This is a genomic window from Candidatus Pantoea deserta (genome assembly GCF_003813865.1).
GTDB lineage: Bacteria > Pseudomonadota > Gammaproteobacteria > Enterobacterales > Enterobacteriaceae > Pantoea > Pantoea deserta.
The window spans coordinates 180,602-194,886 of sequence record NZ_RMVG01000005.1; the positions used below are offsets into that span (position 1 = coordinate 180,602).

Annotated in this window: 10 protein-coding genes; 3 read left to right on the top strand and 7 right to left on the bottom strand. The window is 60.5% G+C overall.

What is annotated here, in order from left to right:
• Nucleotides 1-6 precede the first annotated feature (6 nt).
• From kdpB to kdpF, 3 genes are read right to left on the bottom strand one after another with little or no spacing between them, the layout of a single operon-like run.
• On the bottom strand, nucleotides 7-2,052 hold the full coding sequence (gene kdpB / locus BBB56_RS09600) for a potassium-transporting ATPase subunit KdpB (protein ID WP_123800730.1): 2,046 nt from the start codon (nucleotides 2,050-2,052) through the stop codon (nucleotides 7-9).
• Nucleotides 2,049-3,737, bottom strand: a complete 1,689-nt coding sequence (gene kdpA, locus BBB56_RS09605) for a potassium-transporting ATPase subunit KdpA (RefSeq protein ID WP_123800731.1) — start codon at nucleotides 3,735-3,737, stop codon at nucleotides 2,049-2,051. The genes kdpB and kdpA overlap by 4 nt, the downstream gene beginning before the upstream one ends.
• A complete protein-coding gene (kdpF, locus tag BBB56_RS09610) occupies nucleotides 3,737-3,826 on the bottom strand; it encodes a K(+)-transporting ATPase subunit F (RefSeq protein WP_123800732.1) in 90 nt (29 codons plus the stop codon). The genes kdpA and kdpF overlap by 1 nt, the downstream gene beginning before the upstream one ends.
• Nucleotides 3,827-4,065: 239 nt before the next feature.
• Here kdpF and BBB56_RS09615 point away from each other — a divergent pair, with 239 nt between their 5' ends.
• Complete coding sequence (locus BBB56_RS09615; RefSeq protein ID WP_123800733.1) at nucleotides 4,066-5,163, top strand: ABC transporter substrate-binding protein; 1,098 nt, start codon at nucleotides 4,066-4,068, stop codon at nucleotides 5,161-5,163.
• Nucleotides 5,160-7,250 carry a TonB-dependent siderophore receptor gene (locus BBB56_RS09620; RefSeq protein WP_123800734.1) on the top strand — a complete coding sequence of 697 codons (2,091 nt, stop codon included), beginning with the start codon at nucleotides 5,160-5,162 and terminating at the stop codon, nucleotides 7,248-7,250. The genes BBB56_RS09615 and BBB56_RS09620 overlap by 4 nt, the downstream gene beginning before the upstream one ends.
• On the opposite strand, the gene BBB56_RS09625 is transcribed toward BBB56_RS09620, so the two are convergent.
• The 3 genes from BBB56_RS09625 to BBB56_RS09635 form a co-directional block, all read right to left on the bottom strand.
• Complete coding sequence (locus BBB56_RS09625; protein WP_123800735.1) at nucleotides 7,247-8,413, bottom strand: HD-GYP domain-containing protein; 1,167 nt, start codon at nucleotides 8,411-8,413, stop codon at nucleotides 7,247-7,249. The two genes, BBB56_RS09620 and BBB56_RS09625, sit on opposite strands and share 4 nt — an antisense overlap.
• Nucleotides 8,414-8,531: 118 nt before the next feature.
• On the bottom strand, nucleotides 8,532-9,914 hold the full coding sequence (locus BBB56_RS09630; RefSeq protein ID WP_123800736.1) for an MFS transporter: 1,383 nt from the start codon (nucleotides 9,912-9,914) through the stop codon (nucleotides 8,532-8,534).
• A 302-nt stretch (nucleotides 9,915-10,216) separates the two neighbouring features.
• Nucleotides 10,217-10,714, bottom strand: coding sequence for a GNAT family N-acetyltransferase (locus BBB56_RS09635; RefSeq protein ID WP_123800737.1), 498 nt, complete (start codon nucleotides 10,712-10,714; stop codon nucleotides 10,217-10,219).
• 62 nt (nucleotides 10,715-10,776) lie between these two features.
• Here BBB56_RS09635 and BBB56_RS09640 point away from each other — a divergent pair, with 62 nt between their 5' ends.
• Nucleotides 10,777-12,609: an ABC transporter ATP-binding protein gene (locus BBB56_RS09640; RefSeq protein WP_123800738.1), complete on the top strand. Its 1,833-nt coding sequence runs from the start codon at nucleotides 10,777-10,779 to the stop codon at nucleotides 12,607-12,609.
• On the opposite strand, the gene BBB56_RS09645 is transcribed toward BBB56_RS09640, so the two are convergent.
• Complete coding sequence (locus BBB56_RS09645; RefSeq protein ID WP_123800739.1) at nucleotides 12,603-13,730, bottom strand: GNAT family N-acetyltransferase; 1,128 nt, start codon at nucleotides 13,728-13,730, stop codon at nucleotides 12,603-12,605. The two genes, BBB56_RS09640 and BBB56_RS09645, sit on opposite strands and share 7 nt — an antisense overlap.
• Nucleotides 13,731-14,285: the final 555 nt, after the last annotated feature.

A 14,285-nucleotide genomic window follows, 5' to 3' on the forward strand; every position in this document is an offset into this window, starting at 1 on the left:
TTCTCCTTACGCCAGACCCAGCAGCACCAGCAGCAGGTCAATGGCTTTTATGCCGATAAAGGGCACCAGCAGCCCGCCCACGCCGTAGATAAGCAGGTTGCGGCGCAGTAGCGCCGCAGCGCTCAGCGGCCGGTAGCTCACGCCTTTCAGCGCCAGCGGGATCAGAAACACAATCACCAGCGCGTTAAAAATCACTGCGGATAAAATGGCCGATGCCGGTGAATGCAGCTGCATCACGTTCAGCATGTTGAGCTGCGGATAGGTGGCCGCAAAGGCGGCCGGAATAATGGCGAAATATTTGGCGACGTCATTGGCGATACTGAACGTGGTCAGCGAGCCGCGCGTCATCAGCATCTGCTTGCCGATGTGCACCACTTCCAGCAGCTTGGTGGGGTTGGAGTCGAGATCCACCATGTTGCCCGCCTCTTTCGCCGCCTGGGTGCCGGAGTTCATCGCCACCGCCACGTCGGCCTGCGCCAGCGCGGGCGCGTCGTTGGTGCCGTCGCCGGTCATCGCCACTAACCGCCCTTCCGCCTGATACTGGCGGATCAGCGCCAGCTTGGCTTCCGGCGTGGCTTCTGACAGAAAATCATCCACGCCCGCTTCGGCGGCGATGGCGGCCGCGGTCAGCGGGTTGTCGCCGGTGATCATCACGGTTTTGATGCCCATTTTGCGCAGCTCGGCGAAGCGCTCCTTGATGCCGCCTTTAACAATGTCCTTCAGCGCCACCACGCCAAGCACCTTCGCGCCCTCCGCCACCACCAGCGGCGTGCCGCCCGCGCGCGCCACCTCCTCTACCAGCGCGTTGACCTCGGCCGGAAAGCGGCCGCTGTTAGCTTCGATATGGCGCTTTACCGCATCGACCGCGCCTTTGCGAATCAGGCGATTCTGTACGTTGACGCCGCTCATGCGCGTCTGCGCCGAGAAGGGAATAAAGCTCGCGCCCAGACTATGAAGGTCGCGCTCGCGCAGGTTGAATTTCTGCTTCGCCAGCACCACGATACTGCGGCCTTCCGGCGTTTCGTCGGCCAGCGAGGCAAGCTGCGCCGCATCGGCCAGCTGCTCCTCGCTCACCCCCGGCGCGGGCAAAAACTGCGTCGCCTGGCGGTTGCCGAGCGTGATGGTGCCGGTTTTATCCAGCATCAGCACGTCGACGTCGCCTGCGGCTTCTACCGCGCGCCCGCTGGTAGCGATCACGTTGGCGCCCAGCATACGGCTCATGCCCGCGACGCCAATCGCCGACAGCAGACCGCCGATAGTGGTGGGGATCAGGCATACCAGCAAGGCCACCAGCACCGTCACGCTGACCGGCGCGCCGCCCCAGGCCGAGAAGGGCCACAGCGTCACGGTCGCCAGCAGAAAGACCAGGGTCAGCGAGATAAGCAGAATCGTCAGCGCGATCTCATTAGGCGTTTTGCGACGTTTCGCGCCCTCTACCATAGCGATCATACGGTCAAGAAAGGTTTCGCCCGGATTGACGCTGCACTGGATCACCAGCCAGTCGGAGAGAATGCGCGTTCCCCCGGTGACGGAGGCAAAGTCGCCGCCCGATTCGCGGATGACCGGCGCAGACTCGCCGGTAATGGCGCTCTCATCGACCGATGCGCCCCCTTCCAGCACTTCGCCGTCGCAGGCGATAATATCCCCGGCTTCCGCCAGCACCACGTCGCCTTTACGCAGGCTGTCGGCGGAGACCTGCTGCCATGACGCGCCGTAATGCGGTTCCGCCAGCTTTTTCGCGAAGCTGGTTTTCTTTACCCCTTTCAGGCTGCTGGCCTGCGCCTTGCTGCGCCCTTCCGCCAGCGCCTCGGCGAAGTTGGCGAACAGCACGGTAAACCATAGCCAGAGCGCGATCGCACCGGTAAAGCGGGCGCTGCCCTCCAGCCAGCCGCTCGCCATGCCCAGCGCCAGCAGCGTAGTCAGCAGGCTGCCCAGCCACACCACGAACATGACCGGATTACGAAACTGCACGCGCGGATCCACTTTTTTCAGCGCGTCGAGCAGCGCGACGCGCATCAGTGCGCCGTTCAGCGCCTGTTGTTGACGACTCATGAGTGCGTACCCTGAAGAAGTTGCAGATGCTCGGCAACCGGACCCAGCGCCAGAGCAGGAATAAAGGTCAGCGCGCCCACCAGCAGCACCGTACCGATCAGCAGCGCGATAAACAGCGGACCGTGCGTCGGCAGCGTGCCGCTGCCCGCTGGCTGCGCCTTTTTCACTGCCATGCTGCCCGCCAGCGCCATCACCGGAATGATGATGCCAAAGCGACCCACCAGCATGCAGAACGCCAGCAGCAGGTTCCAGAAAGGCGTATTGGCGCTGAGGCCCGCAAAGGCGCTGCCGTTGTTGTTGGCGGCGGACGAAACCGCATAGAGCACTTCGCTAAAGCCATGAATGCCGGGATTCGCCATGCCTGCGCGTCCTGCGTCGGTCATCATCGCCAGCGCGGTACCCAGCAATACCAGCGTCGGCGTTACCAGAATGGCCAGCGCGGTCATTTTCATCTCGCGCACGTCGATCTTCTTGCCAAGATATTCCGGCGTGCGTCCAATCATCAGGCCGGCGATAAACACCGCCAGCACCACGAACAGCAGCATGCCGTACAGACCCGCGCCCACGCCGCCGAACACCACCTCGCCCAGCTGCATCAGCCACATCGGCACCATGCCGCCCAGCGCGGTGAAGGAGTCGTGCATCGCATTGACCGCGCCGCAGGAGGCGGCGGTGGTGATGACCGCGAACAGGCTGGAGTTAAGGATGCCGAAGCGCGTCTCTTTGCCTTCCAGATTCAGCGCGCTGTCCGCGCCCAGCGCCAGCAGATGAGGGTTGCCGCGCGTTTCCGCCCACATCACGGCGACGACGGCAACCACAAACATCAGCGACATCGCCCAGAGCAGCATATGCCCCTGACGACGATCGCGCACCGCATAGCCAAAGGCGAAGCAGAGCGCTGCCGGGATCAGGAAGATCGCCAGCATCTGCACGAAGTTGGTCAGCGCGTTGGGGTTTTCAAAAGGATGGGCCGAGTTGGCGTTAAAGAAGCCGCCGCCGTTGGTGCCCAGCATTTTGATCGCCTCCTGAGAGGCGACCGGGCCCATCGCCAGCGTCTGCTTCGCCCCTTCCAGCGTGGTGACGTCGTGGTAAGGCAGGAAGTTCTGAATGCTGCCCTGGCTGACAAACAGCAGCGCCATCAGCAGGCTGATCGGCAGCAGCACATAGAGCGTAATGCGCGTCAGGTCGCGCCAGGCGTTGCCGAGCGCCTCGGCGGAACGGCTGGCGAAGCCGCGGATCAGCGCAAAAGCGACGGCGATGCCGGTCGCCGCCGAGACGAAGTTCTGCACCGTCAGCCCTACCATCTGGCTGAAATAGCTCAGCGTGCCTTCGCCGCCGTAGGACTGCCAGTTGGTGTTGGTAACGAAACTCACCGCCGTATTAAGCGCCAGATGCCAGCTCAGCGCAGGCAGCTGCTGCGGATTAAGCGGCAGCCGGTCCTGCAACAGCAGCATCGCCATCAGCAGCAAAAAGCCGAGCAGATTAAACAGCAGTATCGCCAGCAGGTACTGCGGCCAGCGCATCGCCTGCGCCTCTGCGCCCAGCAGACGCCACAGCGGCCGCTCAAAGCGGGCCAGCAGCGGCTTATCGGCGATCAGCGCCGCCAGCCCGCGTCCCAGCGGCTGCGCCAGCACCATCAGCACCAGTAAAAAAACGGCAATCAGTAAAAACGCATTGGCGGCCATTAAAACGCCTCCGCATTTATCAGGGCATACACCAGATAGCCCAGTAACAAAAACACCAGCACGATGCCGGCTATTACGCCCACGCTCACAGCGACCTCCAGAGGGATCAGGGTTTAGCCTTAGCCTGCGCGCATCGGTATAAAGAAGCGGTTAAATTGCCGGGGTAGCGCGTAAAAAAGTTGTAAAAATGGCGATAAAACAGGCGGATGAACCGGCATCGACGCCTTTTTTAATTACGAAACCCGATATCGCTTTGTTGACTCTCCCGCCATGTTGTAAAAGCGATTGATATTCATTATCATTTTTATTTCTCTAAGAAATAGTTGCGATGCGTTTCTTTCTCCCTCTGTTGTTACTGCTGTGCAGCAGCGCGACGCTGGCAAAATCGATCGTCGATATTACCGGCCAGACCGTCACTATTCCTGACCATCCCCGGCGCGTCATTCTGGGCGAGAGCCGGATGCTTTACACCCTGGCGCTGATCGTGCCCGGCAATCCGGCTGCGCAGATTGCCGGCTGGCCTGCGGATATGGCGAAGTATGACGCGCAGAGCTGGCGGCAGTTCACCACGGCCTTTCCGGCGATAAAGGCGGTGCCGCAGCTCGGCTCCGGCGCGCTGCGCGATCTCAATCCTGAACAGGTGCTCCGGCTCAAACCCGATCTGATTATCCTGCCGCGCCTGGCAAAAAGCGGCGCGGAAGAGGCGCATTTCCGCCAGCTGATGCAGCAGGTCAATATTCCGGTGATCTATGTCGACCTGCGCGTCGATCTGCTGCGCAACACGGTGCCGAGCCTGAAAATCTTTGGCGAGGTGTTTAATCAGCCGCAGCGCGCCCAGGCCTTTATCGATTTCTATCAGCAGCATATGAATGCGGTGCGCGACCGGCTGGCGACGTATCAGGGCAAAAAAACCCGCGTGATGCTGCATCTGCATCTGGGGCGGCGCGAGACCTGCTGCACCACGGCAGTGAACGGCAATCTCGGCCAGCTGCTGGCCTTTGCGGGCGGCGATAACATTGCGGCGGGAGGCATTAAAGGCGTGTTTGGCGAGATTAATCCCGAACAGGTGCTGGCGCAGTCGCCGCAGGTCTATTTCGCCACCGGCATGGCGGACAGCGACAACGACAAAACGCTACAGCTTGGTCCACAGGTCAGCCCCGCTCAGGCTGCCGCCAGCCTGCAACGTCTGCTCGCCGCGCAGCCGGTGCTCAGTCAGCTGGAGGCGGTAAAACACCATCGCGCTTACGGCCTGTGGCACAACTTTTACCTCAGCCCGTGGCACGTCGTGGCGGTGGAAGCGTTCGCCAGGGCGCTCTACCCGCAGCTGTTCGCCGGACTCGATCCGCAGCACACGCTTGAACAACTTTATCAGCGCTTTTTGCCGCTGAATTTATCAGGGACCTTCTGGAGTCAGCTACCGCAATGAAAAACCTTCTCTCTTTTTGGCTGGGCGGCGCGCTGCTCTCCGGCAGCCTGCACGCGCAGGAATCCACCCTGCTGGTGACGCAGGACGCAGAGGCGCAGGAGAGCGGCTATCAGCCACACAGCAGCGTCACCGCCACGCGCGCGCCGGCAAAAATTATCGACACGCCGCAAAACGTTACCGTGGTGCCGTCACAGGTGTTGCAGGACAGCGATGCGCAAAACCTTGATGAGGCAGTGAAATTTGTCAGCGGCATTACCCAGGCGAATACGCTGGGCGGCACCCAGGATGCGCTGATCAAGCGCGGCTTCGGCGATAACCGCGACGGATCTATTCTGCGCGACGGCGTACGCTCGATTCAGGCGCGCAATTTCACGCCGACCAGCGAGCGCGTCGAAGTGCTGAAGGGTCCCTCTTCCATGCTTTACGGCATGAACGAGCCGGGCGGCCTGGTCAACGTCATCAGCAAAAAGCCGCTGCTAACACCGCAGGTTCATCTGGAAGGCCGCAACAGCAGCTTTGGCGGCGGCGGCGGGCAGCTCGACGTTACCGGCCCGCTCGGCACCAGCGGCTTCGCCGGTCGATTGATTGTGGACCACGATGAAACCGACTACTGGCGCAACTTCGGCCGCACGCGCCAGACGGTGATTGCGCCGTCGCTGATGTGGTTCGGCGAGGCCACCACGGTGCGCGTCGCCTGGGAACATATGGAGTATCTGGTGCCCTTCGATCGCGGCACCGTTATCAATCCGAAGACCGGCAAGCCGGTCAACACGCCGCGAGAAGAGCGCTTTGATGAGAGCTTTAACGCCACGCGCGGCGATCAGGACACCTTAACCTTCGCCGCCGATCGGGTGCTGAACGATCGCTGGACGACGCACCTTAACTACAGCTTTACGCGCAACACCTATAACGACCATCAGGCGCGCGCCACCGCCTTTAACGCCGACACCGGCGTGCTGACGCGTCAGGCGGATGCCACCGGCGACGCGCAGAGTCGCTCGCAGATGGTGCAGCTGACGCTGAACGGCGACCTTGACTGGGGCCTCGTCAACCATCAGCTGCTGGCCGGATTCGACTACGAAGCCGACCGCACTTTCCGCGGCGATATGCTGCGCGGCAATAAAAACAGCGACTTCAACATCTGGCATCCGGTTTACGGCGAGATGTCATCGACCTCGACGGTGAGCGCCACCGACAGCGACCAGCGCGAAAATATCACCAGCCGTGGTCTGTTTTTGCAGGATGCGATACGCCTGTCGCCGCAGTGGCTGCTGCTGGGCGGCCTGCGCTACGACAGCTTCGATGTGATGGCGGGCAAAGGCCGTCCGTTTGTCACCCGCACCCGCAGTTCTGACAGCCGTCTGGTGCCGCGCGCGGGCGTGGTTTACAACCTCAACAGCTGGTCGAGCCTCTACGCCAGCTACACCGAATCCTTTAAGCCTAACTCCTCTGTCGCCACCGAAATCGGCGCGCTGCCGCCGGAGCTGGGCAAAGCCTGGGAAGTAGGCGGCAAAATCGATCTGCCGAACGGCATTACCGGCACGCTGGCGCTGTTTGATATTCAAAAGCGTAACGTCATGGTGGATGAACTGGTAAACGGCGAGACCGTCACGCGCACCGCCGGCAAGGTGCGTTCACAGGGCGTCGAGCTGGATCTGGCCGGCAAGCTGACCGACTCCCTGAGTCTGGTGGGCAGCTACGCCTGGACCGATGCGCGCGTCACCGCCGATCCAGAGAACAACGGCAACGCCATGCCGAATACCGCGCGCCATACCGCCGCGCTGTTCCTGACGAATGATTTCGGCTCGACCGGGCTGCTGGCCGCGGACGATCTGCGTGCTGGCGTAGGCGCGCGCTACGTCGGTCGGCGCGCGGGCGATGCGGCCAATAGCTTCTGGCTGGATGATTATACGGTGGCGGACGCCTTTGTCGCCTGGCAGACGCCGCTGAACGGCTATCGCGTAAAGTGGCAGGTCAACGTGAATAACCTGTTCGACACCACCTGGTACCCGTCAAGCGGTAATAACCTGCGCGTCGCGGTGGGCGAGCCGCGCGAAATCGTGCTGCGCGCCAGCGTCGATTTTTAAGCGCTCTCCAGCGCCCAGATGCGGTTAAGATCGGCGTTTAACCATAGCTGGCTCTCTTCCGCGCCGATGATGCTGTCGGTGCAGAAGCTGTCGCCGAGATCGACGCGCTCTGGTTTAACTTCGCGCTGCGCGTGCAGCGACCAGAAGGCATGCACCACCGGCCTGAGCAGCGAGCGTTCGCCTGCTTTCACCACCAGCGCCACGCGCCCCGATGCCAGCCGCACCAGCGATCCCACCGGATAGATGCCGATGGCGTTAACAAAGGCGTGCAGTACCTGATTGTCGAAGTGGCCGCGCCAGCTCAGCATATTGTGCATCGCCTCCGCAGGCGTCCAGCCCTTGCGGTAGACGCGCGTCGAGGTCAGCGCGTCGTAGACGTCGCACACCGCCGCCATACGCGAATAGAGAGATATCTCCTCGCCTTTCAGCCGATGCGGATAGCCGCCGCCGTCATATTTTTCATGATGATGCAGCGCAATATCCACCAGATCGGCGTCCGCCTCCGCCTCCATCAGCATCTGCGCGCCCGTAATCGGATGCTGACGCATTACCTCAAACTCGTCGTCGCTGAGCTTGCCGGGTTTATTGAGGATTTCCAGCGGCACCGCCGCTTTGCCGACGTCATGCAGCAGGCCGCCCATGCCGACGCGCAGCACCTGTTTATCATCCAGCCCAAGCTTCTGCGCCAGGGTCATCATCAGCCCACAGACGGCCATGGAGTGCAGCCAGGTGTAATCGTCATGACTTTTCAGGCGTGCGACGCTCAGCAACGCGGTCGGTTCGCGCCGGATAGAGCCAGCGATTTCATCGACCAGATCCAGCATGCCCGCCAGGTTCAGGCGGTGGCCGAGGCGCGCCTCGTTAAACATCGCCATCACCTGCGGCTTACCCTGCTGGAAAATCTGCTGCGCCTGGTCAAGCTCCTGAAAAAAAGGCGTGCGCGCGACCGCTTTTTTAACGGACTGCGGCGCGGGGGGCATCTGCACCGATCGGTTGAGATCGATCCATAACTGCTGGATCCCCTCTTTCCGCAACAGGGCGATCTGGCGCGGATCGGTGACCAGCATCTGATTACGGATGTGTTTATCTTTGATCCACCAGACCTCCAGCCTGTGGATAAACATCCCTGGCCGCAGCTCGTCTACGGTGATTTGCTTGATCACAATGCCTCTCCTTTAGATCCTCCTGGTAGAGAACTATCGGCAAGTGAGCAAATTTTCTTCAGAGGGGATTGAAGTGGTCGGCGCAGCTGGCGCCGACCAGGCAGGAAGCTTATCTCGCTTAAATGCTGTGCGCCTCTTCTTGCGCCTCGCGCGCCGCTTCCGGCGTCGGCGCTTCGCCAATGCGGGTAATCGGTCCCATCACAAACAGGAACAGCAGCGCAGCGACGACGCAGTGCAGGCCGACAAACACCAGCCCGATACTGTAGCTGCCGGTCAGCCCGACAATGACGCCAAACAGCAGCGGCGTTACGAAGCCGGCGATATTGCTGATGCCGTTAAAGATGCCGCCAGCCAGACCGACCGCCTCTTTCGGCGCGGTGTCGCTAATCACCGTCCAGGTACCGGCGCCCGCCGCCACGCCCTTGCCGAAAAAGGCGAAGGACATAACGGCGATAATGCCGACGTTATCTGGGATCACCGCCGCCATAACCAGCGACGCCGCCATTAACATCCCGACGATATAGGGCGTTTTGCGCGCCCATGACAGGCTCCAGCCGCGCTTGATCAGCATATCGGAGAGGTAGCCGCCGCTGATCCCGCCCAGAAAGCCGAACAGCGCGGGCGCGATGGTGGCGAAACCGGCATCCATAATATTCATGCCGCGCGCCTGCACCAGATAGACAGGAAACCAGGTGATAAAGAAGTAGCTGAGCGCGATGGTGCAGTACTGGCCGATATAGGCGCACCAGAGCATGCGGCTGGAGAGCAGGGTTTTGAACATTTTTTTGTTCAGCGCGGGCCGCGCCTTCAGTGTATGGCTGGCATCGATGTCCACCAGCGCGCCGCCCTCAACGATATAGTTCAGTTCGCTGGCGGACACGCCGGGATGGTGGCGGGGTTCACGCATACAGGCCGCCCAGACAAATACCGCCAGCACGCCGATGCCGCCCAGCACAAAGAAGGGCCACTCCCAGCCGAAGCGCGACACCAGCCAGCCGGAAAGCGGCGAAAAAATTGCCACGGCGAAGTATTGCGCCGTGCTAAACAGCGCAGAGGCGCGACCCCGCTCCGCGCCGGGAAACCACATAATCACCACCCGCGCATTCGCAGGAAAGGCTGGCGCTTCTATCAGCCCCAGCGCAAAGCGCAGCGTAAACATCAGCACCAGCACGGTGGTCATGCCGCTGGCCAGCTCGCCGACAAATCCCATCGCGATGGTGGAGAGCGACCAGAGCGCCAGCGTAACGCCGTAGACTTTCTTTGCGCCAAAGCGGTCAAGCAGCAGGCCGCCGGGGATCTGGCCGATCACATAGGCCCAGCTAAAGGCCGACAGGATCAGACCCAGCTGGATCGCCGACAGGCCAAACTCATCTTTAATTGCCGATCCTGAGATCGACAGGATCGAACGGTCAGCGTAGGCCACGACGGAAAGAAACAGGATCAGAAACAGGATCCAGATACGCACGCGGGTTGGACGCGCAGCAGATGGCGTTTTTATCATCAGGTAGATTCCTCAAAAAGGGAGGCGTCCTGCCCCTGGAATTGTTATCAGGAATACCGCGTTGATTTCTCTGTGGAGGAAATATAGGTAGCAGACAAAGGATTGGTCATTGGGCGGGTGGTGAAATCCTGCGCGCGTTTGCGCGTTGATTTTGGCAGGCTTCACAATGCCGCTTGCGGCGCTGCACATAAGCAGTAAAAACGTGGCGCGGCGCAGCGAGAATGTGCGCCGGATCGAGGAAATCCCGCTGCGCTGCGCTATAGAGCGCAGCGGCCAGCGCGTTGTGTTTTGAAAAAGTAATCTTACTGGTCGCGCAGCATCGCCATCAGAATAATGTCGTGATACGCACCGTCGCGCAGACAGGCTTTGCGCCGTACGCCTTCCTGTTCGAAGCCGAGGCGCTGATAGAGCCGTCGCGCCCGCTCATTATCGTGAAACACCTCCAGCTCGATACGCGTCACGCCCAGCCAGTTAAAGGCGTAATCCATGCCGGCGCGAATCAGGCGCTCGCCAATGCCTCTTCCCTTGAAGGCGGGATCGACGCCGATACCAAAGCTAATACCGTGTCGGGTGCGCGGCCGGTTTTCCACAAACAGCGTTAGCTCGCCGACCATGTTGCCATCCAGCTCCGCGACAAACCCGATATAGCCTTCATTGTCCATGCGTTCGAACTTTTTCTGCCATGTCGCCACGCTGGGGAACGGCAGCTGCGTGGTCCAGCGATAGACCTCAGGGTGGCTGTAAAGACGCTGATACCCAGCGGCATCGCTGGGTTCACGACCGCGAATGGTTAATTCCATATCGGTAATCCCTTTTAAGTTGCACTAAGCTTTTACTCTCCCCAGGCGTAAAGAGAGTCGTTATGTTGTATCGCCGTTTCGAACGTTTTATCAATATTTTCCAGGATGCTCCATCTGATTCGCCGCCCAGACGCCTCGGCGCCTTCTATTTTTACTACCTGCGGCAGGTATGGCCGAGCTTCGCGGCGCTGCTGGTGGTCGGACTGGGATCGGCGCTGATTGAAGTGGCGCTGTTCAGCTACCTCAGCCGCATTATCGATCTGGTTAATGGCGCCACGCCTGCCACGCTGTTTGCGGAGCACTGGCCCATTTTGCTGTGGATGGGATTTGTCGCGCTGATCCTGCGGCCGGTGTTTATTGCGCTGCACGATATGCTGGTGCATCAGAGCATTAATCCCGGCATGACCAGCATGATCCAGTGGCAGCAGCACAACTATGTGCTGCGCCAGAGCCTGAACTTCTTCCACAATGACTTCGCCGGACGTATTGCCCAGCGCATTACGCAGACCGGCAATGCGCTGCGTGATTCGGCGGTGCAGCTGGTGGATGCGATCTGGCATGTGCTGATCTACGCCGTCACGTCGCTGGTGCTGTTCGCCGAAGCCGACTGGCGGCTGATGATTCCGCTGGTGATCTGGATCGTCGCCTATGTTGCTTCGCTGCGTTTCTTTGTGCCGCGCGTCAAGGCGCGCTCGGTGGTGGCGTCGCAGGCGCGCTCAAAGCTGATGGGCACCATCGTCGATGGCTATACCAATATCGCCACCATTAAGCTGTTTGCCCATCACGATCTGGAAAAGCGCCACGCGCGCGAAGCGCTTCAGGAGCAGACCGACAAGAACTATCGTCTGAGCCGCATGGTGACCAGCATGGACGTGACCCTCTCTTCGCTGAACGGCCTGCTGATCGTTTCAACTTCCGGTCTGGCGCTGTGGCTCTGGAGCCAGTCGCTGATCAGCGTCGGCGCTATCGCGCTGGCCACCGGGCTGGTGGTGCGCCTGGTGAATATGTCCGGCTGGATCATGTGGGTGGTCAACGGTATTTTCGAGAATATCGGCACGGTGCAGGACGGCATTAACACCATCGCCCAGCCGCTGAGCGTGCAGGATGCGCCGCAGGCTAAAACCTTGCAGGTCACGCGCGGCCTGATTCGCTATGAGGATATTCGGTTTGACTACGGCGGCGGCCATCAGGTCATTAATCGTCTCAACCTCACCATCAAGCCCGGCGAGAAAATCGCGCTGATCGGCCCGTCCGGCGCGGGTAAATCGACGCTGGTGAATTTGCTGCTGCGTCTCTATGACCTGAACGGCGGCCGTATCACCATCGACGGTCAGAATATTGCCGAAGTGACGCAGGAGAGCCTGCGCGGCCAGATCGGCATGATTACCCAGGACACCTCGCTGTTGCACCGTTCGATTCGCGAGAACCTGCTTTATGGTCGCCCCGATGCGACCGAAGAAGAGCTGCAATCGGCCATTCACCGCGCCCGCGCCAGTGAATTTTTACCGCGCCTCTCCGACGCCGAAGGGCGCACCGGACTGGATGCGCACGTTGGCGAGCGCGGCGTGAAGCTTTCCGGCGGGCAGCGTCAGCGCATCGCCATCGCGCGCGTGCTGCTGAAAGACGCGCCGATTCTGATTATGGATGAGGCCACCTCGGCGCTCGACTCCGAAGTGGAAGCGGCGATTCAGGAGAGCCTGGAGACGCTGATGAAGGGCAAAACGGTGATCGCCATCGCCCACCGTCTGTCGACGATTGCCAAAATGGATCGCCTGATCGTGCTGGATAAAGGTCATATCGTCGAGATGGGCAACCACAGCGAACTGCTGGCGCATAATGGCCTGTATGCGCGTCTGTGGCGGCACCAGACCAGCGGCTTTGTCGGCGATCACTGATCGCCGCGTCGATACGGCAAGGCGTCGCGCGCCTCGATAGCCCAGGCGCGCATGCCTTCCCGCTCTTCCTGAAGAAAATCCGCCACCGCATCGCGCAGGCCTGGGTGCGTCAGGTAATGCCATGAGGTGGTGAGCTGCGGCTCAAAGCCGCGCACCAGCTTGTGCTCCCCTTGCGCGCCCGCATCAAAACGTTTCAGACCCGCCGCGATAGCGTACTCCATACCCTGGTAAAAACAGGTCTCAAAGTGCAGGCGATCAAACTCCGCCAGACACCCCCAGTAGCGCCCATACAGCGTCTCGCCATCCGTCAGACAGAAGGCCATCGCCGCAGGCTGCCCTTGCAGATGCGCTATCGCCACGCGAATACTGTGCGGCATGCGCGCCGCCAGCAGGCTAAAAAAGTCGCGCGTCAGGTAGGGACGCTGGCCGCGCACCGCGTAGGTATTGGCGTAGCAGGTATAGACAAAGTCCCACTGATCTTCGCGCAGCTCATCGCCGCGCAGCCAGCTAAACTCAAAGCCGCTCTGCGCCACCGTCTCACGCTCTTTACGCAGCTGCTTGCGTTTGCGCGACATCAGGGTGTCGAGAAAGTCCTGGAAGTCGCGATACCCGCGGTTGTGCCAGTGATACTGACAGCCGAGCCGCAGCAGCCAGTCTGGCTGCCGCTGTAGCAGCGCATCGCCGCGTGCGTCGGTGAAATTGATATGCGCGCTGCTCAGCCCGTGCTGATGCAGCGTCTCCGGCAGCGCGGACAACAGCTGAGCGGCGGATTCCGCCTCGCCCAGCACGCGCGCGCCGGTGACCGGACTAAAGGGGACCGCGCCCAGCCATTTCGGGTAATAACCGATCCCGGCGCGGCGACAGGCATCCGCCCAGGCGTGATCGAAAACGTATTCGCCCCAGGAGTTGCGTTTGCGGTAGCCCGGTATCGCCGCCCGCAGCCTGCCTCTCTCCCGCCACAGCAGATGATCGGGCTGCCAGCCGCTTTCGCTGCGCACGCTGCCGCTCTCTTCCAGCGCCAGCAAAAAGGCGTGGCGTAAGAAAGGCTGTTGGTCAGGCAATAGCGCGTCCCATTCGGCGGCATCAACGTCCGCCAGAGAGGTAAGGTGAAACAGTGACATGCATAGCTCCGGAAGCGATCGGATGAAAAGGTAGTCAAGCAGGTTTTGTCCAGAGGCGAAAGGGCGATGGCATCGAATGTGAAAAGGAAAACGGGGCGGACAGCAGGCGCCACAGGTTGATGTAAAGCGTCACGGCGCAATAAAAGTCGTTATGCTCTCTGTTAACTGCGATAACGGCGGTTGCGATAATTTTCGCTTTTTTGAGGCGAATATAAAAAGAGCATCACCTGCCGACCAGTAAAAGCGCCGATGGAATTAATTACCCTTCGACCTGCCAGCCTTGTATCCAGCGCGGCATTTTTTCACCTTTACCACGAGGGGAGCTTTCGTTAGCTTTTTTCTCTTGTCGTCTGAAATAACTCCCCCGCGGCTATTTTTGAGCAAAAGCCAGGTTTGTCGGTTTTTTGCTGTATATGCTCTGCGCAAAATTTAACTGAGATATCATGAATATGACTGCATCCCCTTATGAACGCCTGATCCGCCTGCTTCACATATTATCAGAGGCGGCAACCGCCTCATTGTTTGCCATCGAGGCGCCCGTCCTGCGCTAATAAC